This window comes from Streptomyces sp. NRRL S-1022 (assembly GCF_000720135.1).
Taxonomy (GTDB): Bacteria; Actinomycetota; Actinomycetes; order Streptomycetales; family Streptomycetaceae; genus Streptomyces.
The window spans coordinates 99,118-123,378 of the sequence record NZ_JOIU01000004.1 but is presented as its reverse complement, the minus strand read 5'-3'; the positions used below and the strand labels follow the sequence as shown (position 1 = coordinate 123,378).

At 73.7% G+C, this 24,261-nt stretch carries 21 protein-coding genes; 11 read left to right on the top strand and 10 right to left on the bottom strand.

Annotation, left to right across the window (positions count from 1 at the left end):
• Positions 1-157: 157 nt before the first annotated feature.
• The 3 genes from IG05_RS0105270 to IG05_RS0105260 all read left to right on the top strand — a co-directional run bounded on the left by IG05_RS0105270 (position 158) and on the right by IG05_RS0105260 (position 3,607).
• Positions 158-1,423, top strand: coding sequence for an alpha/beta hydrolase family esterase (locus tag IG05_RS0105270; protein WP_030339605.1), 1,266 nt, complete (start codon positions 158-160; stop codon positions 1,421-1,423).
• Positions 1,424-1,565: 142 nt separating this feature from the next.
• Entirely contained in the window at positions 1,566-3,059 is a 1,494-nt protein-coding gene (locus IG05_RS0105265; RefSeq protein ID WP_030339603.1) for a 3-hydroxybutyrate oligomer hydrolase family protein, read from the top strand.
• A gap of 50 nt (positions 3,060-3,109) precedes the next feature.
• Positions 3,110-3,607 carry a hypothetical protein gene (locus tag IG05_RS0105260; protein ID WP_030339601.1) on the top strand — a complete coding sequence of 166 codons (498 nt, stop codon included), beginning with the start codon at positions 3,110-3,112 and terminating at the stop codon, positions 3,605-3,607.
• 16 nt (positions 3,608-3,623) lie between these two features.
• On the opposite strand, the gene IG05_RS0105255 is transcribed toward IG05_RS0105260, so the two are convergent.
• Both IG05_RS0105255 and IG05_RS0105250 read right to left on the bottom strand, forming a co-directional pair.
• Complete coding sequence (locus tag IG05_RS0105255; protein ID WP_030339599.1) at positions 3,624-5,600, bottom strand: N-acetylmuramoyl-L-alanine amidase; 1,977 nt, start codon at positions 5,598-5,600, stop codon at positions 3,624-3,626.
• Between the two features lie 262 nt (positions 5,601-5,862).
• Positions 5,863-7,011, bottom strand: a complete 1,149-nt coding sequence (locus IG05_RS0105250) for an aminoglycoside phosphotransferase family protein (protein ID WP_030339597.1) — start codon at positions 7,009-7,011, stop codon at positions 5,863-5,865.
• Between the two features lie 287 nt (positions 7,012-7,298).
• Between IG05_RS0105250 and IG05_RS0105245 the strand changes: the two genes are divergently transcribed.
• A complete protein-coding gene (locus IG05_RS0105245) occupies positions 7,299-8,795 on the top strand; it encodes a hypothetical protein (RefSeq protein WP_030339596.1) in 1,497 nt (498 codons plus the stop codon).
• Between the two features lie 38 nt (positions 8,796-8,833).
• Here IG05_RS0105245 and IG05_RS0105240 read toward each other — a convergent pair whose 3' ends face one another.
• The gene (locus IG05_RS0105240) at positions 8,834-10,258 is read right to left on the bottom strand and encodes a PP2C family protein-serine/threonine phosphatase (RefSeq protein ID WP_030339594.1); all 1,425 of its coding nucleotides are present in this window, start codon (positions 10,256-10,258) and stop codon (positions 8,834-8,836) included.
• 347 nt (positions 10,259-10,605) lie between these two features.
• Here IG05_RS0105240 and IG05_RS0105235 point away from each other — a divergent pair, with 347 nt between their 5' ends.
• Complete coding sequence (locus IG05_RS0105235) at positions 10,606-11,019, top strand: SsgA family sporulation/cell division regulator (RefSeq protein ID WP_030339592.1); 414 nt, start codon at positions 10,606-10,608, stop codon at positions 11,017-11,019.
• A 76-nt stretch (positions 11,020-11,095) separates the two neighbouring features.
• Here the strand turns inward: IG05_RS0105235 and IG05_RS0105230 are convergent, their stop codons facing one another.
• Both IG05_RS0105230 and IG05_RS0105225 read right to left on the bottom strand, forming a co-directional pair.
• Entirely contained in the window at positions 11,096-12,115 is a 1,020-nt protein-coding gene (locus tag IG05_RS0105230; protein ID WP_030339591.1) for a Gfo/Idh/MocA family protein, read from the bottom strand.
• Between the two features lie 104 nt (positions 12,116-12,219).
• Positions 12,220-13,314 (bottom strand): hypothetical protein, encoded by a 1,095-nt coding sequence (locus IG05_RS0105225; protein ID WP_030339589.1) that lies wholly within the window; start codon positions 13,312-13,314, stop codon positions 12,220-12,222.
• Positions 13,315-13,472: 158 nt separating this feature from the next.
• Between IG05_RS0105225 and IG05_RS0105220 the strand changes: the two genes are divergently transcribed.
• Both IG05_RS0105220 and asnB read left to right on the top strand, forming a co-directional pair.
• Positions 13,473-14,252, top strand: coding sequence for an alpha/beta fold hydrolase (locus tag IG05_RS0105220; protein WP_030339587.1), 780 nt, complete (start codon positions 13,473-13,475; stop codon positions 14,250-14,252).
• 278 nt (positions 14,253-14,530) lie between these two features.
• On the top strand, positions 14,531-16,372 hold the full coding sequence (asnB, locus tag IG05_RS0105215; protein ID WP_030339586.1) for an asparagine synthase (glutamine-hydrolyzing): 1,842 nt from the start codon (positions 14,531-14,533) through the stop codon (positions 16,370-16,372).
• Here the strand turns inward: asnB and IG05_RS0105210 are convergent.
• Both IG05_RS0105210 and IG05_RS0105205 read right to left on the bottom strand, forming a co-directional pair.
• Complete coding sequence (locus IG05_RS0105210) at positions 16,365-16,889, bottom strand: DUF4232 domain-containing protein (protein ID WP_030339584.1); 525 nt, start codon at positions 16,887-16,889, stop codon at positions 16,365-16,367. The genes asnB and IG05_RS0105210 overlap by 8 nt on opposite strands.
• A 158-nt stretch (positions 16,890-17,047) precedes the next feature.
• Positions 17,048-18,652: an alpha/beta hydrolase gene (locus IG05_RS0105205; RefSeq protein ID WP_030339582.1), complete on the bottom strand. Its 1,605-nt coding sequence runs from the start codon at positions 18,650-18,652 to the stop codon at positions 17,048-17,050.
• Positions 18,653-18,937: 285 nt separating this feature from the next.
• Here IG05_RS0105205 and IG05_RS50230 point away from each other — a divergent pair, with 285 nt between their 5' ends.
• Together IG05_RS50230 and IG05_RS0105195 are read left to right on the top strand one after the other, a co-directional pair.
• A complete protein-coding gene (locus IG05_RS50230) occupies positions 18,938-19,618 on the top strand; it encodes a chaplin (RefSeq protein WP_030339580.1) in 681 nt (226 codons plus the stop codon).
• Between the two features lie 406 nt (positions 19,619-20,024).
• A complete protein-coding gene (locus IG05_RS0105195) occupies positions 20,025-20,885 on the top strand; it encodes a GNAT family N-acetyltransferase (RefSeq protein ID WP_030339578.1) in 861 nt (286 codons plus the stop codon).
• 3 nt (positions 20,886-20,888) lie between these two features.
• Here the strand turns inward: IG05_RS0105195 and IG05_RS0105190 are convergent, their stop codons facing one another.
• Both IG05_RS0105190 and IG05_RS0105185 read right to left on the bottom strand, forming a co-directional pair.
• Positions 20,889-21,371: a nucleoside deaminase gene (locus tag IG05_RS0105190; protein WP_030339576.1), complete on the bottom strand. Its 483-nt coding sequence runs from the start codon at positions 21,369-21,371 to the stop codon at positions 20,889-20,891.
• On the bottom strand, positions 21,355-22,644 hold the full coding sequence (locus IG05_RS0105185) for an MFS transporter (protein WP_030339575.1): 1,290 nt from the start codon (positions 22,642-22,644) through the stop codon (positions 21,355-21,357). Before IG05_RS0105185 ends, IG05_RS0105190 begins: the two co-directional genes overlap by 17 nt.
• 60 nt (positions 22,645-22,704) lie before the next feature.
• Here IG05_RS0105185 and IG05_RS0105180 point away from each other — a divergent pair, with 60 nt between their 5' ends.
• The gene (locus tag IG05_RS0105180) at positions 22,705-23,085 is read left to right on the top strand and encodes a MerR family transcriptional regulator (RefSeq protein WP_030339573.1); all 381 of its coding nucleotides are present in this window, start codon (positions 22,705-22,707) and stop codon (positions 23,083-23,085) included.
• A 40-nt stretch (positions 23,086-23,125) separates the two neighbouring features.
• Positions 23,126-23,902 carry a GNAT family N-acetyltransferase gene (locus IG05_RS0105175; protein WP_030339571.1) on the top strand — a complete coding sequence of 259 codons (777 nt, stop codon included), beginning with the start codon at positions 23,126-23,128 and terminating at the stop codon, positions 23,900-23,902.
• A 1-nt stretch (position 23,903) separates the two neighbouring features.
• On the opposite strand, the gene IG05_RS0105170 is transcribed toward IG05_RS0105175, so the two are convergent.
• Positions 23,904-24,167 carry a GlsB/YeaQ/YmgE family stress response membrane protein gene (locus tag IG05_RS0105170; protein WP_030339569.1) on the bottom strand — a complete coding sequence of 88 codons (264 nt, stop codon included), beginning with the start codon at positions 24,165-24,167 and terminating at the stop codon, positions 23,904-23,906.
• Between the last annotated feature and the right edge of the window lie 94 nt (positions 24,168-24,261).

The following is a 24,261-nucleotide window of genomic DNA, read 5'->3' as shown; positions in this document are numbered from 1 at the left end:
GGCAATCCGCCCGGTGCCGACCGACGCACCGACGGCTGTGGGGCACCGCGCCATGGTGCCCGGACACACCCGAACCTATGGTTCCGCCACCCCGGTCCTCCAGGCGCCGCCCGCGCGCGGGAGCGGCCGGGACCGTGTGTCCACCCAAGGAGCCGCCATGCCACCGTCCCCGTTCCGCAGGGCACCCGGAGCACGGCCACGTGCCCGCCTGCTGCCCCGCCTCGCCACCCGCGTCCTGGCCGTCCTCGCCGTCGTCCTCGGCACCGCACTCGCCGGCCCCGCACCCGAAGCCCGCGCCGCCGTCACGCTCACCCGGGTCACCGACTTCGGGTCCGACCCGGGCGCCCTCACCATGTACGTGTACCGGCCCGTCACCCTCCCGGCCCACCCCCCGGTCGTCGTGGCCCTGCACGGCTGCACGCAGAGCGCCCAGGTGTACGCCGACAACTCGGGACTGCCCCAACTCGCCGACCAGGACGGCTTCCTGCTCGTGCTCGCCGAGACCGGCACCGCCAACAACCCGAACAAGTGCTTCAACTGGTTCCAGACCGCCGACAACCGGCGCGGCCAGGGCGAGGCCCTGTCCGTCCGGCAGATGGTGAGCCACGCCGTCACCGCTTACGGCGCCGACCCGCGGCGCGTCTACGTCACCGGCCTGTCCGCCGGCGGCGCCATGACCGCGGTCATGCTCGCCGCCTACCCCGACGTGTTCGCGGCGGGCGCGGTCGTCGCCGGCCTGCCCTACGACTGCACCCGGGACACCAGCCCCTACACCTGCATGAATCCCGGCGTCGACCGCAGCCCGGCCGACTGGGCCGGGCGGGTGCACGACGCCTACCCGTCGTACACCGGGCCGTGGCCGCGCACGGCCGTCTGGTACGGCGACCAGGACACCACCGTCGTACCGCGCAACGCCGATGAACTGCGCGACCAGTGGACGGCCCTGCACGGCCTGTCCCAGACACCCACCAGGACCACCACCATCGGGCCGGACGCCACCCGGCAGGACCAGTACCTGGCCGCGGACGGCACGGTCGCCGTCGAGGTCGACCGGGTCCCCGGCATCGGGCACGGCACCCCGGTCGACCCCGGCACCGGCGGCGAACAGTGCGGCGGCACCGGCGCCCCCTACTTCCTGGACTCCATCTGCTCCAGCCGCTGGATCGCCCGGTTCTTCGGCCTGGACACCAGCAGCCCCGGCGACCCCGGCCCGGGCGACCCCGGCCCCGGTGGCGGCAGCGCGGCCTGCTGGACGGCGAGCAACTACGCCCAGGTACAGGCGGGCCGCGCCACCACCAGCGCCGGCTTCACGTACGCCAACGGTTCGCACCAGAACATGGGCCTGTACAACACGTTCGTCACCCACACCCTGAAGGAATCACCCACGGGCTACTTCACCATCGCCGACACCGGCTGCCCCTGACCGTGTGCCGGGGACACCCGACCGGGCCGCCATGGTGGCCGACTACGGCTAACGGGCCGTCATCATGGCGGCTCCACACATGTCCGGAACCATCACACCGCCCCTAGCCTCCAGCGCGTCCCCAACCCGCCGGAGGAACCGCATGCCCCCGCACCGCACACCCCACCGCCCATCCCGCCGCCGCGCCCGGCGCACCGCGCTGGGCGCGCTCTCCCTCGCCGCCGTCTGCACGCTCCTGATCACCCCGGCCACCCCTGCCACCGCGGCACCCGCCGGCCCGGGGACCCCGGACGCCCACTGCGCTGGCCGTGCCCGGCTGCACGTGCCCGGCGCCGCCCGCCAGCAGGCCGACTGCCTGGCCGAGCTGACCACCGCCGGGACCGTGACCTCCGGCCACACCGACCCCGCCGACTACGCGGGGCTCACCCCCAAGGACCTGCCCACACCCACCGGTGTCCCCGGCATCCAGATCGACGGCTACTTCCCGGACACCTCCGCCACCAACAACAACCACGGCTGGCAGCACGACTCCCAGTTCGTCATCCGGCTGCCCGACCACTGGAACGGGGGACTGGTGGTCGCCGGCACGCCGGGCAACCGCGAGCAGTACGCGAACGACCGGGCGATCGCCGACTGGGTGCTCGCCTGCGGCTACGCCTACGCCGCCACCGACAAGGGCAACACCGGCACGGCCTTCTACCGCGACGGCCGCCGTCCCGGCGACGCCATCGCCGAATGGAACACCCGCCTCACCCAGCTCACCCGCGCCGCCCGCGCGGTCGTCACCCAGCGCTACCACCGTCCCCCGGCCCGCACCCTCGCCACCGGGATCTCCAACGGCGGCTACCTGGTGCGCTGGCAGCTGGAGAACCACCCGGAGCTGTACGACGGCGGAGTCGACTGGGAGGGCACCCTCTGGCGCTCGGACGGCCCCAACCTGCTCACCTCCCTGCCGGCCGCCCTGCGCCACTACCCCGCCTACGCCGCCGGCGGACCCGGAGCCGCCGAGGCCGCGGCGGCCCTGCACCGGGCCGGCTTCCCGGCCGGCTCCGAGTTCCTGTGGCCGTACCACCACCAGGTCTACTGGGACCTCACCCAGCGCATCTACCGCGAGGAGGTCGACCCCGGCTACGACGGCGGCGCCGAGGCCGGCAGCCCGTACTGCGCCTCCGGCACCCCCGGCTGCGACGCCGACTACGACTACGCGGCCCGGCCCGCCGCCGTCCACCGGGCGGTCGCCCGCATCGCCCTGACCGGCCGCATCGGCAAACCCCTGATCACCCTCCAGGGCACCCTCGACGTACTGCTGCCGATCAGCCAGGACGCCGACGTCTACGCCCGCATGGTCCACGAGGCCGGCCGCGGCTCCCTGTTGCGCTACTACCGCATCGAGGACGGCACCCACACCGACTCCCTGGCCGACGTCTTCCCCGGCCGGCTCCGCCCGATGGTGCCCTGCCACCGCTCGGCGTTCGAGGCCCTGGAACGCTGGATCAGGGGGGACGGCGTCCCGCCGGCCGACCGCACGGTCCCGCGCCCGCCCGGCGCGACCCCGGACACCCTCCTGACCAGCTGCCCCCTGGTCCCGGAGCAGGGAACGCGGGGGAACGACCGGCCGCACCGCACCCGCGGGTGAGCGACGACCCCGTCACGGCACTTCCGCCGCAGCCCACGTACCATGGCCGCATGTCGTTCCTCCGCCGCCGCAGCGCGACCCCTGCCGGACCCGACTTCGACGTGCTGGCCATGGACCCGGGCGACTGGCCGGGCAATCTCGGCGCGGGCCTGCTGCCCGCCCCCGACGGCACCTGCCAGGGCGTTTTCCTGCGCTACGACCTGTTCGGCGGACGCGGCCCCGCCATGATCATCGGCAACCTCCCGGAAGGCTCCCCCGCGCGCGAGGTCGCCGAGGGAGAGATCCCGTTCGAGGTGGGCCAGCTGCTGCTGGCGCTGGAGAACGACGAGGAGGTCACGGTCGTCGGAGTCGAGGACACCCCGGTGCTCCAGGGCGACAACCTGCTCATCGTGCGCCGGCTGAAGCTCTCCGAGAGCCGGATCTCCTGCGTCCAGTTCGACCGCAGCGACGGCGTCCTGGTGACCATCGCCGCCTGGGACCGCCCGATCACCGACGACCTGTACGCCCTGCTGAAGCCGCTCCCGGCGGAGCTTTTCCAGCAGGGCTGAGCCGGCTGCGGCCGGGCTAGCGGGCGGCTGCCTCAAGCGTCACGTCCGCGGCCCGGACGAACGCGATCCGGTGGCCGTACTGGATCTCGTAGTACAGGTCCTGGCCCGCCACCACCCGGTGCGAGTCGGGGGTGAAGGTGACCGCGTAGTAGTACTCGCCCGGCACCTCGTCACCCGCCACGTACTTCTGCCCGGCGGGGATCGTGTAGGGAAGCGGCACCACGGACTGCGCGGGGACGCCCGCCGGGTAGGCCTCCTTCTCCGGATAGGCCCGGCCGTACACCGGGACGCTCGCCAGGCCGTCCCGCGGCCTCACCACGAGCCCCCTCGCCGGGACGGCCGTGGGGTCCTTCACCGGGTTGCGGAACCAGGCCTTCTGGCCCAGGTACCAGATGGCCGTCCAGTCGCCCCAGCGGTCGGCCACCGCGTAGCTCTGGCCGGTGGAGACCCGCGAGGACAGATCGTTGACCCCGTCCGTCGGGTCCGTCTTCAGACCGATGTCCTTGATCAGCGGCGCGGTCACGTCGTGGTCCGTGTAGAGCCGCACCTCGCTGGAGCCGTGCGCCGCGCACGGCTCGCCCCTGGTGGTGCAGCCGGTGTACACGGGCTGGTTGGAGGCGTAGTCCGGCAGGATCGTCAGCACGCCCGAGTGCGGGCCGGCCGTGCGCCGCAACGGCTGCCCAAGCAGCCGGAAGTAGTGCCGCCAGTCCCAGTACGGCCCCGGGTCCGTGTGCATCCCCGGCACGCTGGACGCGGTCGGCCCGGGCACGTTGTCGTGGCCCAGGATGTGCTGCCGGTCCAGCGGGATGCCGTACGTCCTGGCCAGGTACCGCACCAGCCGCGCCGAGGACCGGTACATCGCCTCCGTGTACCAGGCGTCCGGCGAGGCGAGGAAGCCCTCGTGCTCGATGCCGATCGACTTCGCGTTGACGTACCAGTTGCCCGCGTGCCAGGCCACGTCCTTCGCCTTGACGTGCTGGGCGATCAGACCGTCGGTGGAGCGAATCGTGTAGTTCCACGACACATAGGTGGGATCCTGGATCAGCTTCATCACCCCGTCCCAGGCGCCCTCCGTGTCATGGATGACGATGTACCTGATGCTCTGCGACGCCGGACGGTCGCCGAGATCGTGGTTGCCGTAGTCGTTGTCCCCGAACTCCGCGTAGGGCGCCGGGACCGACTCGCAGGACACCGACCGCGGGCACTCGGTGCCGTCCGCCGGCAGCGTGCGCAGACCGGCCCGCCGCAGCTGGGCGGTGTCGGCGGTCAGCCGCGGCTGGGCGGCCAGGGTCACCAGCTGGCCGTCGTCCGTGGTGCGCTCCTCGCCCGTGCGCAGCACGTCGTACACATCGTCGGCGTACCTGGCCGCCGTCGCCGTGTCGTCGGCGCCGGAGAACCGCGCCACCGCTCCGTACCACTGCGCCGGGTCGGCACTGAGCGGCTCACCCAGCTCCTTCTGCGCGGCGGCGAGCAGAGCGGCACCGCCGGCCACGTTCGCCGCCGGGTCGGTGCGCAGCTCCTCGGCGGGGAGACCGGTCAGCTCGGCGGCCTTCGGCAGTGTCCTCAGGCGGGCCGGGACCGCCGACTCGGCCGGCACCTCGACGGAGGGGTGCAGCGCCGCACGGGCGGTGTCACCGCGGGCGTCCTCCGTGCCCTCCGCGAAGTGCTCCGCGGTGGCGATCGCGGTCCGGGCGTCGGTGAGGTGCATCGGGCCGTAGCCGCCGGTCACACTCGGCGCGCCGGCGTGCCGGTCCCAGCGGGACTGCAGGTAGGAGACGGCCAGCAGAACGCTCTGCGGCACGTGGTACTCGGCCGCCGCGCCGGCGAACGCCTGCTGGAGCCGGTGGGTGGCGGAGTCCGCGGCGGCGGGGTCCGGGGCCGGGGCCGAGCCGAGCAGCGGCAGCAGCAGGGCCACGGAGGCCAGCGGTACGGCGGTCCGCCGCAGACGTCTGTGGCCGGGGGCGGGCGTGGGGTCGGTGGCGGATCCTCGCAAGGCGGCCTCCTGTGACGGGCGGAGCATGGCGGGGCGTGCGGCGCCAGAGCTGGGTCAGTGGTACCCGCTGGCCGACGATCCGTCAATGATGCCCTCAGGAAGGCGACTTCCCACGTCACGCAAGGTTTTCGGCGAGTTTCGCGGCGGCGGTGCGCGGGCCTGCGGGGCGTCACTGGCATACACCAGTGGCCGTCGACGCCGGCCCGTACGAAGGTCCGCGGTGCGCCGCCGCTCAGGGCGCACCGCGGAGCCGTCGTCCCCGTCAGCGAGTGCCGACCGCCGCACGCACGGCCCTGCGGGCCATCTGGCAGTCGTCGTGCAGCCGCCTGAGCAGCAGCCGCTGTTCCTCGCCGGACGGCGCAGCACCCGGGTGGGCCGTACCCGGTGCCGCCGGGGTCACCTCGTGCATGGAACGCTGCACGGCCGTCTCGTACGTACGGATCTCCCGGGTCAGCAGCAGCATCAGGTTCACCAGGAAGGCGTCCCGGGAGGCCGGGCCCGCCGACTGGGCGATCTGGCTGATCTGGCGCCGGGCCACCGGGGCGGCGTCCCCGAGGACCAGCCACAGCGTCGCCAGGTCGTACCCCGGCAGATACCAGCCCGCGTGTTCCCAGTCCACCAGCACTGGACCGGCCGGGGACAGCAGGATGTTCGAGAGCAGGGCATCGCCGTGGCAGAACTGGAGCATGCCGTGCCGGCCCACCTCGTGCGCGATGCCGTGCAGCAGCTTCTGCAGGTCGCCGAGGTCCCGGTCGGTGAGCAGGCCCAGTTCGTGGTACCGGGACATCCGGGCCGCGTAGTCCAGGGGCATGTCGAACGTGCCCGCCGGGGGCCGCCAGGCGTTCACCCGGCAGATCGCGCCGAGCGCGGCCCGGATGTCCGCGCGCGGCGGGGCCTCCGTGGGGTGCCGCTGGAACGCCGCGGTCCGGCCCGGCATCCGCTCGATGACCAGCGTGCAGTTGTCCGGGTCCGCCGCGATCAGCCTCGGCACCCGGACCGGCGGCCGGTGCCGGACGAACGAACGGTATGCGGCTATCTCCTGACGGCTCCGCTCCGCCCAGGCGGGCGAGTGGTCCAGAAGACACTTGGCGACGGCCGTGTTGCGTCCCGTCGTCCCCACGAGGAGGACGGACCGTCCGCTGCGCCGCAGGACCTGGACCGGGGCGAACTCCGGGCAGATCCGGTGCACCGCGGCGAGCGCGGTGCGCAGCTGCGCACCCTGGGGGCCGGACAGGTCGAGCCTCCCGCTGAGCGGTGGGGTCCCGGGCTGCCCCGGGATCCGCCGGGGCCGGCCCGCGCCCAGCACGGGACTCCCCGGACGCGCCGCCGGATCGAGGTACGGCCCGCCGCCCGCCGGGCGGGGTCGCGGCGGCCGGGGCGGGGCGGACACGGAGGACGATGCTGCGTACATGGGAGATACAGATCCCTTCGTGTGCCTGCGGTGCCTGCCTGTGCGTCTCACGCCCCACCCGGCCCGGCCGCCCGGACACACCCTGGGGAATGTGTCCGGCCGTATGCCGTCGTGCCGTCACGCGCCCTCGGACGGAGGGCGGCGACCGGGTCGGGGTGGCGCGTTCCTACCTGACACCCGATGACCAGTGGCACACCATCTGGCGGACCCTGGCGAACCCTGGCGAATAGTCGCCCGGCAACTTGCACCGGGCTACTGTCAACTCAGCCGAGAACCTGGGGGCTTACGTGAGCGGACAACCCAACACCCGCCTGGCGGACCTGTTCGGCCTGGCCGGCTGGTCGAAGGGCGAACTCGCGAGACTGGTCAACCGGCAGGCGGCGGCCATGGGCCACCCCCAGCTGGCGACCGACACCTCCCGGGTGCGGCGTTGGATCGACATGGGAGAGATCCCGCGCGATCCGGTACCGCGGGTGCTGGCGGCTCTGTTCACCGAGCGTCTCGGCCGTGTCGTGACCATGGAGGACCTCGGTCTGGTACGGCACGGGCGTGCGGTGAAGCGGCAGGCCGACGGGATCGAGGAACATCCCGAAGGTGTGCCGTGGGCGCCCGAGCGGACCGCCGCGGTCCTCACCGAATTCACGGGAATGGACCTCATGCTCAACCGACGCGGCTTGGTGGGCGCGGGTGCCGCGCTCGCCGCGGGATCCACACTCAGCAGCGCCATGTACGACTGGCTGCACACCGACCCCACCCTGAGGGCCGACGCCCCTGTCCTCGACGACCCCCTGCACGCCGACCCCGCCGGGTTCGACCGGTACGAGGCCGCCCCCATCGGGTCGCAGGAGATCGAGGAACTGGAGCGCTCGGTCGAGGTGTTCCGCGCCTGGGACGCGGCCCGTGGCGGCGGGCTGCAGCGCAAGGCGGTCGTGGGACAGCTCAACGAGGTGGGCGGCATGCTCGCCTACCACCATCCTCCCCATCTCCAGCGGCGCTTGTGGGGCGTCGCCGCCAACCTGGCCGTCCTCGCGGGCTGGATGTCGCACGACGTCGGCCTGGAGCCCACGGCGCAGAAGTACTTCGTCATCGCCGCCCATGCCGCGAGAGAGGGCGGGGACCGGCCCCGCGCCGGTGAGGCGCTGTCCCGGGCGGCCCGCCAGATGGTGCACCTCGGCCGTCCCGACGACGCCCTGGACCTGATGAAGCTCGCCCAGTCCGGCGCCGGCGACCGCCTGCAGCCGCGTACGAAGGCGATGTTCCACACCATCGAGGCCTGGGCGCAGGCGTCGATGGGCAAGGCCCAGGCCATGCGCCGCACGCTGGGGCAGGCGGAGGACCTCTTCGTCTCCGACCGCCAGGACGTGGAGACGCCGGACTGGATGCAGACCTTCAAGGACGAGGACCTGTACGGCATGCAGGCCCTCGCCTACCGCACACTGGCGGAGTTCGACCCCGATGCCGCCGCGCACGCGCAGTACTACGCGGAGAAGGCCCTCGCCCTGCGTGTCGACGGACGGGAGCGGTCGAAGATCTTCGACCACCTCTCCATGGCCTCGGCCTGCTTCATCGCCGACGACCCCGAACAGGCCGACCGCTACGCACGACTGGCCCTGATGTCGATGGGTTCGAACTCCTCCCGGCGCACCTGGGACCGGCTGCGGCAGATGTACCGGCTGACCGCGGAGTACGCCGGCTATCCGAAGATCCATCAGTTGCGGGAGGAGATCAGGCTCGCGCTGCCCAAGCCGAGGGGCAAGGCGGACGGCAGCAGCGCACAGGCATAGGGGGCCCGTGCGCCACCCGACCCGCCGGGTCGGTCAAGTCATGCGGTGACCTTGGCGACGAGCACGCACGCGTCGTCCTCGCGCCCCGCTCCGCCGAACTCCTCCACGACGGTTCGCACACAGTCCTGCGCGGTGCGCGCCGCGCCGAACCGTGGGGCGAGCGAGAGGAGCCGGTCCGCAGCCGCCGTCCTGCTGTGGCCCGACATCAGTCCGTCCGTGTGCAGGAGGAGCAGGTCGCCCGGTTCCAGGGTGACGACGGACTGTCCGTAGACGGCGCCCGAGGAGGCGCCGAGGAGGACGCCGTCCGGTGCGTTCAGCAGGCACCCCGTTCCCTCGCGGTACAGCAGGGGGGCGGGGTGTCCTGCCTGCGCCCAGACCAGCGTGCGGGTCTCGGGCCGGTAGCGGCAGCAGACGGCGCTGCCGAGGGCGGGCTGCACGGTGGTGTCGAGTAACTGGTTGAGCATGGTGAGCAGGTGGCCGGGGTCCGTGCCGGCCATCGCCATACCGCGTACGGAGCCGAGCAGCATGGCCATGCCGGAGGCGAGGGACACGCCCTGCCCGGTGAGGTCGCCGACGCTCAGCAGGGTCTGGCCGTCGGACAGTTCCAGTGCGTCGTACCAGTCGCCGCCGATCGGGGTGGACTTCGCGGCCGGCAGGCGGTGGGCCGCCAGGTCCAGGGCCACCGGGCCCTGGTGCGGGAGCCGCAGGGAGCCGCGCCATGGCGGTAGCACGGCTTCCTGCAGCTCTGCCGCGATCCGGTGCTCGGTCTGCTCCCGCCGGTGCTCGCGGTGCAGCGAGTCACGGGTCTCGCGCACCGTCTGCTGGGTGCGGCGCAGTTCGCTGACGTCGCGCAGCACGGCCCACATGGAGGTCGTGCCGCCGTCGGCGCCGAGCACGGGTTCGCCCATCATGTGCACGGTCCGCAGGGTGGAGTCGGGCCGTACGACGCGGAACTCGCCGTCGATCGGTCTGGCGTCGACCAGGCAGTCCGTCAGCATCGCGGTCAGTTTCGGCCGGTCCTCGTCGAGGATCAGGCTGGGCAGTTCGTCCAGGGTGAGGGCCGGGCGGGCCGGGTCCAGGCCGAGGATCTGGTACAGCTCCCCGGACCAGGTGGCCTCGTCGGTCAGCAGGTTCCATTCGGCGCTGCCCACGCGGCTGAGCAGCGAACCGCCCGGGGCGGGGGCGGGCCGGCCGGCGGGCGGTTCGGCGGGTTCGGCCGGGGCGGGGGAGGGGCCGTCCCGCAGCTGAGCCAAGTGGGCGTCCAAGTCGTCCAGTTGGTGCAGGGCGAGGTCGTACAGGGCGCGCTGCCAGCGTTCCTCGGGGTCCGCACCGTCGCTCCGGGTGTCCCGCCGAACGGCGTCCACGTCACCCTTGAGCCGCCGCGCCTGCGTTATCAGCGCTTCGACCGAGCCGCGCCCTGGCGGCTGGGCGGCTGGGCGGTCCGCGGAGACTGGGGACGGCATGACGCACTCCGATGGGATACGGGACGGCGCAAAGGACGGGGGGACCGCTACGACTGTGGCACAGCCGGCGACAGGCTGTAAGGGATTTGGCAACACACGATACGGTGGTGCTTCCGGCATATGCCAGAGTCTTCCCGGAGCGTTCCGCGGGTACGAATGACGTACGCGCGGCAGCGGTCAAGTCGTAGTGCGGCTGGCCGAGTTGATGCAGGCGAGGGGCTGCCTGCCGGTGATGAAGCGTGTGTTCGACGCTCCTGTGTTCCATAGTGCCGTGGAGCGGCCGGTACCTGCCGAACTCTGACCGGAATTGACGGCATGCGACGGGGTCGTGCGGACTCCTTAAGGGCATGGACATCACCGTCGAACAGCTCGCCGAAGCACGGCTCGTCACCGCCGAGGACCGGGAGGTCCCGGTGCCGGCCACCCTGCGCTACACCGCCGAGGATCCCCTGGCCGTGTTCGTCGACTTCCCGGCGGAGGCCGCGCTGCACGGCGAGGAGGTGACCTGGACCTTCGCGCGCACCCTGCTCGACCAGGGGCTGCGGGCCCCCGCCGGCCACGGGGACGTGCAGATATGGCCGTACGGCGGGACCCGGACGGTCCTGGAGTTCCACTCGCCGCACGGCATGGCACTGCTGTTGTTCCAGGCCTCGGCGCTGCGGCGCTTCCTGGTGCGCACCTACGCGGTGGTGCCGAGCGGTCAGGAGGACGTGGCGGGCGTGGTGGAGCGGGGGCTCAGCACGCTGTTCGGCGGGGTGTGACGGCGCACCGGTCCCGAACCGGCCCGCGCGGTCCTTCGAGGCGGCCGGCCGGGGTTCCCGCCGGTGCCCTTCACCGTCACCGTGCGGCGTACAGGGCGGGCCGCGGGGCCGGCTCCACGGCCACCCGGCCGCCGGTCCGCAGCGCCCGGACCCCGGCCTCGGCGACCAGCGACGCCGCGTAGCCGTCCCAGACGTCCGGGCCGGTGACCTCGCCGCGCCGGGTCGCGTCGACCCAGGCCTGCACCTCGCGGTCGTAGGCGTCGGCGAAGCGGACGAGATAGTCCTGCGCCACCTCCTCGCGGGCGCCGCCCCCGGTGGTGACCACCATGCCGTGCCCGTCGCCGATCCGGGCGCTGCCCGCCTCGCACACGGCCTCGCAGCGCACCTGGTAGCCGAAGCCGCAGTTCACGAAGACCTCCACGTCCACCAGGGCGCCCCGCTCCGTCTCGAACAGCACGAACTGCGGATCGAGCAGGCCCTCGGGCGCACCGGCGGACGGCGTGGGCCGCAGCACGGTGACCGCCGTCAGCTCCTGCCGGAGCAGCCAGCGGGCCGCGTCGATCTCGTGCGAGACCGAGCTGTCGATCAGCATGGCGCTGGTGAAGCCGGCGGGGGAGGAGACGTTGCGGTGCGTGCAGTGCAGCATCAGGGGCCGGCCCAGGGTGCCCCCGTCCAGCAGGGCCTTCAGACGCCGGTACTCGGCGTCGTAGCGGCGCATGAAGCCGATCTGTGCCAGCCGGCGGCCGATCCCGGCCTCGGCCTCCACGACCCGCAGGGCACCGGTGGAGTCCGGCACCATGGGCTTCTCGCACAGCACCGGCAGCCGGCGGGCGAAGGCGGCGAGCAGCGCCTCCTCGTGCGCGGGGCCGGGGGAGGCGATGAGGACCGCCGCCACGCCGGGCGCGTCGAGGGCGGCCACCGGATCGGTGTGCACGGTGACCCCCTCCAGGCCGGCCACGGCCGCCTCGGCCCGTGCCCGGTCAGGGTCGGCCACTGCCGCGACCCTGGCGCCGCTGACTACTTGGTCGAGCCGGCGTATGTGATCGGCCCCCATGTGTCCGGCGCCCAGTACCGCCACACCCAGCAGCTCACCCATGCGCGCGCTCCCTTACGCCGACGATCACGCCGTAGCGTACGCCGACGCGGGAGCGCAGCCTTCCGGTGTTCCAGGGCCGGTACCGCGGGGTCGGTACCACCGTGTCAGTACCGCAGCACCCCGGCGATGCCGTCGGCGTCGACGAGCGTGCCGTCGGGCACGAAACGGACCTCGGCGCCGGTCTCCAGGCACTGCTCGACGATCTCGTCCACGATGTCGTCGCGGGCGTCCAGGTCGCCGGGCTCGGCCGGTACCAGGTGCTCGCCCAGATCGCGGACGGTGGCCCGGAAGTTCTCCTCCACGGCCAGCAGCCGGACCCGGCCCTCGCGGGCGCTCTGCCACAGCTCGTCCAGCCCGGCCGCGTACGTCCGGTGACCGCGCGCCGAGGTCAGCTCCCGGACCACGGCCGTGGCGTCCTTGCGGGACTCCGCCTCCAGCACCGGCCGCAGCGCCTGCCAGACGGCCTCGGGACCGGCGTGCGCGAGGCCGCCGTGCGGGACGTGGACGGCGCACTTGGCGGCGCTGCCGACCTCGTCGAGCAGGGACAGCCCCGCCTGCTCGCCGGTGACGTACAGCGGCCGGGGCTGCTCGCGCAGGACCGCGCTCATGGCGGCGTCCGCCTCGCGCAGGAACTGACGGGTGCCCTCGTCGCTGAAGGTGCTCGGCAGTCCGCCCGTGCGCATCTGGCGCTCGGGGTCGAAGTTCTCCTGCCGGCGCTCCAGCGGGAAGCCGCCCGAGCGGTCCTGCACGACCCGGTCCTCGCCGCCGCTCCACAGCGTGACGTGGTCGGCGGAGATCGACAGCACCCAGAACGGGCGCTCGGCGGCCTGTGCGGCCACCAGGTTGCGGGTCAGGAAGGTGTCGGACAGCACCACGCGCTCGGGGACGGCACGCGCCAGGGACCACACCTGGTGCTCGCCGGGGGCGGCGAAGATGACCAGGCCGTCCTCGGCGTGTGCCAGGTCCACTTCCGCCAGCGCCCGGTCGAGCTGCGCGACGACCTCGTTGCGCCGCTCGCGGGTGACGGCGGGATCGGTCTCCAGGCGCCGGCGGGCCTCGGTGACCACGTTGCGCAGCCGGACGGGGTCCTGGCCGTTCTCGGGTTCCCGGCGGTGCGTCGGGGTCAGCACGGACACCGCGGGATACGGGCGCGGGCGCCGCAGTTCGGCGAGGGTCGCGGGACTCAGTGCGTGCTCCATGACAGAACGATAGGTCCGATTCACGGGTACGGCATTCGGGGTAATCCGGATCGGGAGCCGCCGCGGGATCCCCCGGGCGGAAACGGTGACGCGGGGGCCCGGCGCCGGATACCGTACCGGCCGGTAACCGGACCGCAGCACAACCCCAGGAGGCCACCATGCCGCAGCTCGAAGTCGACGGAGCGGCCCTGACGTACGACGACGAAGGGCCCCGCGACGCGGCGGACGTGCCGCTGGTGTTCGTGCACGGCTGGACCGCGAACCGGCACCGCTGGGACCACCAGACGGCCCACTTCTCGGCGCGGCGCCGGGTGATCCGGCTGGACCTGCGCGGGCACGGGGAGAGCAGCGGTGCCGGGGTGCCCACCATCGCCCACCTGGCCCGGGACGTCGTCGCGCTCCTCGACCACCTCGGGGTGGAGCGGTGCGTGCCGGTCGGCCACTCGATGGGCGGAATGATCGCGCAGACCATCGCCCTCGCGCACCCGGCACGGGTGGAGCGGCTGGTGCTGGTCAACTCCATCGGCAGGATGGCCTACAGCCGCGGCCGGGGCCTGCTGATGGCGGCCTCGACCCTCGTGCCGTTCAAGCTGTTCGTGGCCGCCAACATCCAGCGGGCCTTCGCGCCCGGCTACCCGCGCGAGGAGATCCGGGCGCACATCCGCGCCTCCGCCGCCACCCCGCGCGAGGTCGTCATGACGCTCTACGGCGCGATGCGGGCCTTCGACGTCCTGGACCGGGCCGGCGAGATCTCCGTACCGACCCTGATGGTGCACGGCTACCACGACGTCCAGCTGCCGGTGCGGCAGATGCTCCGGCTGGCCAAGGCCTACCCCGACGCCGTCGTCCGCGTGCTGGACGCGGGTCACGAGCTGCCGGTGGAGAAGCCGGCCGAACTGACCGGGGCGCTCGACTCCTTTCTGACCCCGAAGCCGTGACGCGCCGGTGTCTTGAGGAAGACTTTGCTCGTGGCCGGTTCCTGTCGCCCCCGGCGCGGTAGCGCGCGCGTCCGTGGATTTTGCTGAGGCAAAACGCGGCCGGAATCGAGGGCCGGCCGGCCGTGCCGTGTTACGTCCGCGTTGACACGCCCGAACGCCTGACGGAGGCTCGTCATATAGGTGCCCAATACAACTGGTTTGCCCGGCCGGCCCTCCCGGCACCACGGAACCGCAGGTGAGCGAGGGTGCGGCGGGCGCCCGGAGGCAGGAGGTAGCGCATGTGCGGCATCACCGGATGGGTTTCCTTCGACCGTGACCTCACGGCCGAGGCCACCACATTGCATGCGATGACCGAGACGATGGCCTGCCGGGGCCCGGACGACCGCGGCACCTGGGCGGAGGGCCCCGCCGCCCTGGGGCACCGCCGGCTCGCCATCATCGACCTCCCCGGCGGCCGCCAGCCGATGTCCCTGCACACCCCCGAGGGCACGGTCGCCCTCGTCTACTCCGGTGAGGCCTACAACTTCACCGAACTGCGCCGGGAACTCGCGGACCGGGGCCACCGGTTCACCACCGACTCCGACACCGAGGTCGTGCTGCACGGCTATCTGGAGTGGGGCGACGCGGTCGCCGAACGGCTGAACGGCATGTACGCGTTCGCCGTGTGGGACGGCCGGCACGGCAAACTCGTGATGATCCGCGACCGCATGGGCATCAAGCCCTTCTACTACCACCGCACCCCGGACGGCGTGCTGTTCGGCTCGGAACCCAAGGCGATCCTCGCCAACCCGCTGGCCCGGCCCCGTGTCAGGCTGGACGGCCTGCGCGAACTGTTCGTCATGGTCAAGACGCCCGGACACGCCGTCTGGGACGGCATGCGCGAGGTGGAGCCCGGCACGGTCGTCACCGTCGGCCGCACCGGCCTGTCCACCCGCGTGTACTGGCGCCTGGAGACCCGCCCGCACACCGACGACCGCGACACCACCATCGCCACCGTGCGCTCGCTCCTGGACGACATCGTGCGCCGCCAGCTGGTCGCCGACGTGCCGCGCTGCACCCTGCTCTCCGGCGGCCTCGACTCCTCCGCCATGACCGCCATCGCCGCCCGGCAACTCGCCGAACAGGGCGAGAAGGTGCGCAGCTTCGCCGTCGACTTCGTCGGCCAGGCAGACAACTTCGTCGCCGACGAACTGCGCGGCACCCCCGACACCCCGTTCGTGCACGACGTGGCCAAGCTCGCGAACACCGACCACCAGGACATCGTGCTCGACGCCGAGGCCCTCGCCGACCCCGCCGTGCGCGCCCAGGTGATCCGGGCCCGCGACCTGCCCTCGGGCCTCGGTGACATGGACAGCTCGCTGCTGCTGCTCTTCCGCGCCATCCGGGAGAAGTCCACGGTGGCCCTGTCCGGGGAGTCCGCCGACGAGGTCTTCGGCGGCTACCTCCAGTTCTTCGACGAGGAGGCGCGGCGCGCCGACACCTTCCCGTGGCTGGCGACCATGGGCCGCCACTTCGGCGAGGACGCCGACGTGGTGCGCGCCGACCTCGCCAAGACCCTCGACCTGGAAAGCTACGTGGCCGACGGCTACCGCACCGCCGTCACCGGCATCGACCGGCTCGACGGCGAGAGCGACTTCGAGTACCGGATGCGGCAGATCAGCCACCTGCACCTGACCCGCTTCGTGCGCATGCTGCTCGACCGCAAGGACCGGATGAGCATGGCCGTCGGCCTGGAGGTGCGGGTGCCGTTCTGCGACCACCGGCTGGTCGAGTACGTCTACAACGCCCCGTGGGCGCTGAAGTCCTTCGACGGCCGGGAGAAGAGCCTGCTCCGGGAGGCGTCGGCGGACGTCCTGCCGCGCTCGGTGTACGACCGTGTGAAGAGCCCGTACCCGTCCACGCAGGACCCCCGGTACGCCCGCGCCCTCCAGGAGCAGGCCAAGGAGCTGCTCGCCCGGCCCGCCCACCCCGTCTTCGACCTGGTCGACCGGGACCGGGTCCGGGCCGCCGCCGAGCGCGAGGCGCCGGTCAGCACCCAGGCGGCCCGGCGCGGTCTGGAACGCACCCTGGACCTGGCGGGATGGCTGGACCTCTACACGCCGGAGCTGGTCCTCAGCTGAGCCCGATGGCGCGGTCCGCGGCCGCCGCCGACTTCTGCCACCACGTCGTCACCGGCTCCCAGACCAGGACCCGCCGGCCGGTGCCGAGCTGCCCGGCGGTGAAGGAGCGGCCCCAGTGCGCGGCCGACGCGGCCACGGTGACCGCGTCCACCCGGCGGGCCTCGGGGTCCGCCGGGTTCGCGATGGTCCGGACGTCGGCGTAGGCCGTGCCGCGCCCCGCGAGCCGGTAGGTGCCGGTGCCGCCCTGCGGCACGGGCAGCGCCGCCCCGTCCAGGTCACCGAAGGTCACCGTGGGCACGCGGTCGACGACGCAGGCGCGCGTGCCCCGGTTGGTGACGCCGACCCGCAGCACGGTCGGGTGGCCGGGCACGGCCTTCGCCCGCAGCGTCAGCGACTTCTCGGCGCAGCGGACGGGGCGGTCGGGGCCGGCGGCGGCCTGGCTCTGCGGTGCGGTGAGCAGCAGGGCCGCCACGGCGGCCGCGGCGGCGGGTACGGCGAGGGTGGTGCGCATACGCATGACGGTGTCCCCCTGGAGTGGTCGTGTGCGGTCGTGCGGGATACGGCGGCCTGGGCGCGCCTGCTGAGTGGGACGACCGGGGTGACCGGAAGGTTGCCCCGGTTCGCGGCTGTCACCCGGTTGCGCCACTTCTGTCACCGGCCGGTCGGGTACGGCCGTCAGGCGGTGCCGCCGGAGGTGACGCCCTCGCCGGCCGCGTCCGCCGGGCAGGAGCTGCCGCTCGCGGGCAGCGAGCCGTACAGCAGGAAGTCGTTGACCTCGCGGTGTACGCACGTTGAGGAGGAGTAGCCGGTGTGGCCGTCGCCCTTGTTGTCGAGCACCACCGCCGACGGGCCGAGCCGGCGGGCCGTCTCCTCGGTCCACCGGAACGGTGTCGCCGGGTCGCCGCGCGTGCCGACCAGCAGCATCTTCGCCGAGTGCACGTCCCGCACGTGGTCGCGGACGAAGTCGGTGCCCCGGGGCCGGCCGTAGCACATCAGCAGCTGGGTCAGCCGGTAGCGGCCGAACACCGGCGAGGCCTGGTCGTAGGCGGCCTGCAGCTCCCGCAGGTCCCTGGTGAGCCGTGCCGCGGTGGGCCGGTCGGGGTCGTCCGCGCAGTTGACCGCCATCAGCGCGGCCGGCAGGTTGTCCGCCGGGACGTCCTGCGCGCCGACCAGGCCGCCGTCGCCGCGGTGCCGGCCGGCGGGCAGGCCGATGCCGCCCGTGGCGAAGGCCAGCACGCGCCGGGTGTCGCCGTCCTCGATCAGGGACCCCAGCGCACGCTCCAGCGAGGGCCACAGCTCCTTGCTGTACAGCGCCTGCCCGATGGCACCCACCAGGTCCTGGCCGGAGAACCTGCCGCCGAAGTCGGTGGGCACCGGGTTCTCGTCGAGCGAGCGCACCAGCCGGAGCACCTGGTCGCCGGCCGCGCGCCGGTCCTGCCCGAACGGGCAGGCGAGGTCCGTCGTGCACCAGTCCAGGAAGTCCTCCAGTGCCGTCTGCTGCCCCTCGGCACCCGCCACCCCCTGCTCGGCCAGCGACTCGGTCAGCGTGTCGACGCCGTCGAGGGTGATCCGGCCGACCTTGCCCGGGAACTGCGCCGCGTAGACCGCGCCGAGCCGGCTGCCGTAGGAGAACCCGAGGTAGTTGAGCTTGTCGTCGCCGAGTGCCTGGCGGATGACGTCCAGGTCGCGGGAGGCGTTCACGGTGCCGATGTGGGGGAGCACCGGGCCGGAGTGCCGGGCGCACTGCTCGGCGGCCTGCCGCAACCGCGCGAGCAGTGCCTGCGGGCGGCCGAGGTCGGCGTTCTCCTCCGTCACGCCCGCGGCGACATCGCTGCCTTCCCCGCAGCTGACGGGGGAGGACCGGCCGACTCCGCGCGGATCGAAGGTCACCACGTCGTAGCCGTTGGTCAGGTCCATGAACTGCTTGCCCCCGGTGGCCAGCTCGGGGATGCCGGCGACGCCCGGGCCGCCGAAGTTCAGCAGCACCGAGCCCCGGGACGTGCCGGTGGCGCGGTAGCGGGCCAGTGCCAGGTCGAGGGTGCCTGCCTGCGGGCGTGCGTAGTCCAGCGGGACGGTGACCTTCGCGCACTGGAGGTCCTTCGGCATGTCCGGGCCGCGGCAGGCGGCCCAGGCCGGCTTCTGCCGGTAGAACCGCGACAGGTCGGGCTGCGGACGGTCGGCGGCAGCCGCGGGCAGCCCAGCTCCGAACAGGGCCAGGGCGAGGGCCGAGGCACCCGCGCAGCGCCGCACGGCGGGCCGTTTGGACAGCTTGGCCAGCATGGTCGCCTCCCGGGGCGCATGCCCGCCACGGACCGGGGGCCGTGCCCTCGGATCACCATAAGCGGGCCCCGTACGGCCCGCCTCCCGGCGAGCGGGACGCCGTCCGCAGGCGTACACTCCGCCTCCGCCATGACCTGTTGGTGATCATTGGTCGGCTTTGCGTCCTGTTCGATAACAGTGCCGCTCGATGGGGTGAAAGACCGATAAGCCATACCTCGGATGGTTCGCCTGCGTTTTAAGTGGTGCGGGTACGTACCCGTGATGACGTCTGGAAGGCAGGAACCTATGAGACGGGCTACCCGAAACGGTGTGATCGCCGTCGTCGCCGCGTCCGGCGCGATGGCCGTGGCGCTGCCGGTGTCCGCCGCTTTCGCGGCCGGCGGTGCCGACGCCGAGGCCGTGGCGGCCGACTCGCCGGGGCTGATCTCCGGCAACGGCATCCAGCTGCCGGTGCACGTGCCGGTGAACGTCTGCGGCAACACGGTGAACGTCGTGGGACTCCTCAACCCGGCCGCGGGCAACGCGTGTGCCGACACCGGCGGCGGCAAGAGCGGCGGCGCGGGCCGGGGGGCCGCGTCGGCCACCTCCGGCGGGGCGGCCGCGCACGGCGCCACCAGCGACTCGCCCGGCGTCCTGTCCGGCAACGCTGTCCAGCTCCCCGTCGACCTGCCCGTGAACGTCACCGGCAACAGCGTCGACGTGGTCGGCATCGGCAACCCGGCCCAGGGCAACCAGGCGGTCAACGGGCCCGTCGAGGCCCCGCGCCCGGTGCCGAAGCCGCGGGCACCCAAGCCCCCGGCCCACCACACCGCCCCCCGCATCCCCCACACCACCCCGCGGACGACCACGTCCACGCTGGCCCACACCGGAGCGGACCTGGCGGCCCCGGCCGTCGCCGGCAGCGCCGCGCTCCTGCTCACGGGCGCGATCCTCTACCGCCGCTTCCGCCCCGCCGGCCCCTGCTGACGCTCCCCACGGCCCCCCGGCCGTCGACCCGGCGGGGCCGCAGCGCCGGTGCCCCCGGCTGCCCGGACCGGTCGATCGGGCCGACGTCCCCGGACGTCGGCCCGATCGTCGGACCCGGACGCTTACCGGAGCCGAGCCGGGCTCCTGAGAGCAGGACCGGCGCTCACGGACCTCTTTGCGGCGCGCGGGTGTTCGGGCCCGACGCGGTCGGCGTGCCGATGCCCGGGGACGGACGGCCGGCCGTCGCACCGCAGCGGTCGCGCCCGCGCCGGAACGCCCGCGCCGTGCCCCCGCATCGGCTGATCTCCCCGTGGCGCGCCCCCCGTTGATCCGGAAGGATGCTGCGGGCGGTGCGGCCGAGGCCCGTGCCGTACGGCACCGACCCCGACGGAAACGGAGCGTATCGATGACCTCTGCGGCCCCCGCCCCCCAGGACCTCGTCGTCACCCAGGCCACCCTCGCCGACTGGCCGGTGATCAGCGGGTGGGCGGCGGCGGAGGGCTGGAACCCCGGGCTGTCCGACGGGCCCGCCTTCTTCGCGCAGGACCCCGAGGGCTTCTTCCTGGGCCGGATCGACGGTGAGCCGGTGTCCGCCGTCTCCGTCGTCAACCACGGACCCGACTTCGCCTTCCTCGGCTGCTACCTCGTCCGCCCCGGCCTGCGCGGCCGCGGGCACGGGCTCACCACCTGGAAGACGGCCCTGGCGCACGCCGGGAACCGGACCGTCGGCCTCGACGGAGTCGTGGCGCAGCAGGACAACTACCGGCAGTCCGGGTTCCGGCTCGCCCACCGCACCATCCGGTTCACCGGCACCGCCCCCGAGCGCGCCGTGCCCGCCGGCGTACGCCCCGCCACCCGCGCCGATCTGGCCGCGCTCACCGCCTACGACAGCGCCTGCCACCCCGCCGACCGGCCCCGCTTCCTCGCCGAGTGGCTCACCGCACCCGGCCACCGGGCCGTCGTCCGCGAGGACGGCGGGCGCCCGACCGGGTACGGCGTGATCCGCCCCGGTCACGACACCCTGCGCCTCGGCCCCCTGTTCGCGGACACCGCCGACGACGCCCGGGCCCTGTTCGACGCCCTGACCGCCGACGTGACCGGCCGCGGGATCGCGATCGACGTGCCCGAGCCGAACGCGGCCGGCGTCGCCCTGGCCGAAGAGGCCGGACTGCGGCCCTCGTTCGAGACCGCCCGCATGTACACCGGTCCGGTGCGTGCCCATGCCCGGGAGCGGGTGTTCGGCGTGACCACGCTCGAACTCGGCTGACGTTCAGGGAGCTTCGCCGTGGCAGCGACGGTGCAGCTCCCGCACCTCGTCCACCAGCTCCGGCACCGGCCCCTCCACGGTCACGGCGGGCGCGACCTCCCGCGCGGGCAGCGTGCGCACGGGCGGCGCGGGGACACCCCACTCGGCGAGCCGGCCGGAGAGCTGCTCGGAGGAGACGGCGTACACGATCCGGCCGAGCCCCACCCAGGCGTGTGCCGCCGCGCACATCGGGCAGTGCTCGCCGGAGGTGTAGACGGTAGCCGCCGCCCGCTCCCCGGGCGTCAGACGCGCCGCCGCCCAGCGGGCCAGCTCGAACTCGGGGTGCCGGGTGCGGTCGCCGCCCGCCACCCGGTTGCGGTCCTCCGCCAGCACCGTGCCGTCCCCGGCCACGAGCACCGACCCGAAGGGCTCGTCACCGGCGTCCAGCGCCTCGGCCGCCAGCTCCACACAGCGGCGCAGGTACCGCAGTTCACCGTCCCGTACCATCGGCAGACCTCCTCGTCCCATGATCTCCGGCAGGGCACGCCACGGCCACCGTGACCGGTCCGGCCAGTGCGTTCGTCTCCGGGGCAGCGGCGGCGGCCCGCCGGTCCGGGAAGGCGTGCCGGCGGCCCGCCGCGACCGTCGCGAAGGCCAGCAGCACCGGTGGCAGTGCGGTCCAGGGCAGTGCCCCCGCGCCCGCCGCGTCCAGCGCCAGCCCGCCGGTGAGGGAGCCCGCGGCGATGCCCGCGTTGTACACCGTGGTCTGCAAGGAGGTCGCCGCGTCGGCGGCGGCCGGCCCCGAGGCGTCGACCAGCGCGGTCTGGATCAGTGTAGGCGCCCCGCCGAAGGCCGTGCCCCACAGTGCGACCGCGCCGAGCAGCAGCCCGTGCGCCCGGGCACCCAGGCCCAGCACCACCAGGACGGCGGCCACCAGGGCGAGCGCCCCGAGCAGGGTGCGCCGCGGATACCGGTCGACCAGCACTCCGGTGAGCCAGATCCCGGCGACCGTGGCGGTCCCGAACACCCCGAGCAGCACGCCCGTACGGCCGTACCCGGCATGGGCGGCGAACGGGGCGACGTACGTGTACATCACCTGGTGTCCCAGCAAGAGGAACAGCGTCACGGACAGCACCGGGCGGATCCCGGGGAGCGCGGCGACCCGGACCAGGGGGACGCGCGCGTGCGGCGGTTCGCCCGGGAAGGCGGGCACCCGGAGCCGTACCCAGCCCACGAGCAGCACGGCGAGCACGGCGAGCGTCGCGAACGCCGCCCGCCAGCCCACCGCACCGGCCAGCGCGGTGCCCGCGGGCACCCCAAGCGCCAGGGCGAGCGTGATCCCGCCCAGCACCACCGCGATGGCCCGGCCGCGCCGCTCGGCCGGCACCATCCGGGCCGCGTAACCGGCGAGCATGGCCCACAGCAGGCCGCCCGTCGCCCCGGCCAGCAGCCGGGCCGCGACGGTCAGCGGATACGACGACGACACCGCGACCAGCGCGTCACCGGCGGCGAAGCCGAGCAGTGCGCCGCACAGTACCGGCCGCCGGGGCAGGCCGCGCAGCGCCGCGGTGAGCGGGACGGCGCCCGCGAAGGAAGCGGCGGCGTACGCGGTGACGAGGAAGCCGATCCGGGACTGGGCCACCCCCAGCGGGGGCGCCATCGCGGGCAGCAGGCCCGCGGGGAGGAGTTCGGTCAGTACGGCGGTGAACGCGGCGCAGGACAGGGCGAGCAGCCCCGACCAGGGCAGCCGACCGCCCTCGGCCTGGGAGGACAGCATCATGCGACCATGGTCGGAGCTTCACATCAGTGTGAAGGTCAAGCGCGGAGCGGGGAGGCCGGCATGCGGATCGGTGAGCTGTCCTGCCGTACGGGCGTGCCCACCAGGCTGCTGCGCTACTACGAGGAACAGCGGCTGCTCGACCCGGAGCGCACCGGGAACGGCTACCGCAGCTACCCCGAGTCGGCGGTCGCGCAGGTGCGGCAGATCCGCGGCCTGCTGGACTCCGGGCTCACCACCGGGATGATCCGGGCGGTCCTGCCGTACCTCAGCGGTCCCGGCCACCTCGTGCCGTCGCCCGAGTCCGTGCCCGCGGAGACGGCCGCCCTGCTCCAGGAACACATCGACCGCATCCAGGCCCGCATCGACTGCCTCGCCCGCAACCGGGACCGGCTCACCGCCTATCTGGCGGCGGTACGGCCGGACGACCGCCGGCGCGCGTAATGCGCTTGGCGCGCGCGGGCGTTCGTGCTGAAGTGACGCCATGGATCACGCCGCCGTGCTCGCCGTGTACGACCGGGACCTGCGCGAGGGCGCCCGGCCCGACGGGCCCGGGGCCCGGATCGAGCGGGCCGGCCGGGTGGTGCGTCAGGTCGCGGACCCGCCGGGCTGGAACGCCGTGCTCTGGTCCGGCCTGGACGCGGCGGACGCGGACCGGGCCATCCACGAGCAGATCGACCGCTTCACCGGCCTGGGCCGGGACTTCGAGTGGAAGCTCTACGGCCACGACGGGCCGGCGGACCTCGCCGGCCGGCTGGTCGCCGCCGGGTTCCGGGCCGAGCCCGCCGAGACGCTGATGGTCGCCGAGGTGACCGGGCTCGCCCTGGACACCGCACCGCCGGACGGCGTCTCCTGCGTGGCGGTCACCGATGCGGCCGGCGTGGAGCTCGTGGTCGCCGCGCACGAACGGGCCTTCGGTACCGACGGCACCGCGCTGCGGCACCGGCTGCTCGCCCGGCTGGCCGCCGACCCCGGCACGGTCGTCGCCGTGGCCGCCCTCGCCGACGGGGAACCCGTCGCCGCCGCCCGCATGGAGCCGGTGCCCGGCACGCCGTTCGCCGGCCTGTGGGGCGGCGGCACGGTCGCGGCCTGGCGGGGCCGGGGCGTCTACCGGACGCTGGTCGCCCATCGCGCCCGCGCCGCGGCCGACCGGGGCTACCGCTACCTCCACGTCGACGCCTCGGCCATGAGCCGCCCGATCCTGGAGCGCCTCGGCTTCCACGCCCTGAGCACCACGACGCCGTACGTCTACGGGACCTGACTCAGCGGCGGGCCTGGGCCCGGTCCAGCGCGGCCACGCCCACGGCCGCCAGGGCGATCTGGATGAACCACTCGATCCAGTCGGGTCCCTTGGTGTCGGCGACCCCGAACCCGGCGGCGATCGCCGAGCCCAGCAGCGCGGCCACGATGCCGACGACGAGCGTCCACAGGACTCCGATGTGCTGTCGTCCCGGAATGACCAGCCGGCCCAGTACACCGATGACGATGCCGATGACGATGGCGCTGATGACGCCCGAGATCTCCATGGCCGCCCTCCCTTGACGCTTCTGCGGTCGAATCCCGCTGAGGTGGTATGTGCCCGCTGTAAGCGGAGCCACTCCGTTCCGGTTGCCGCCGGGC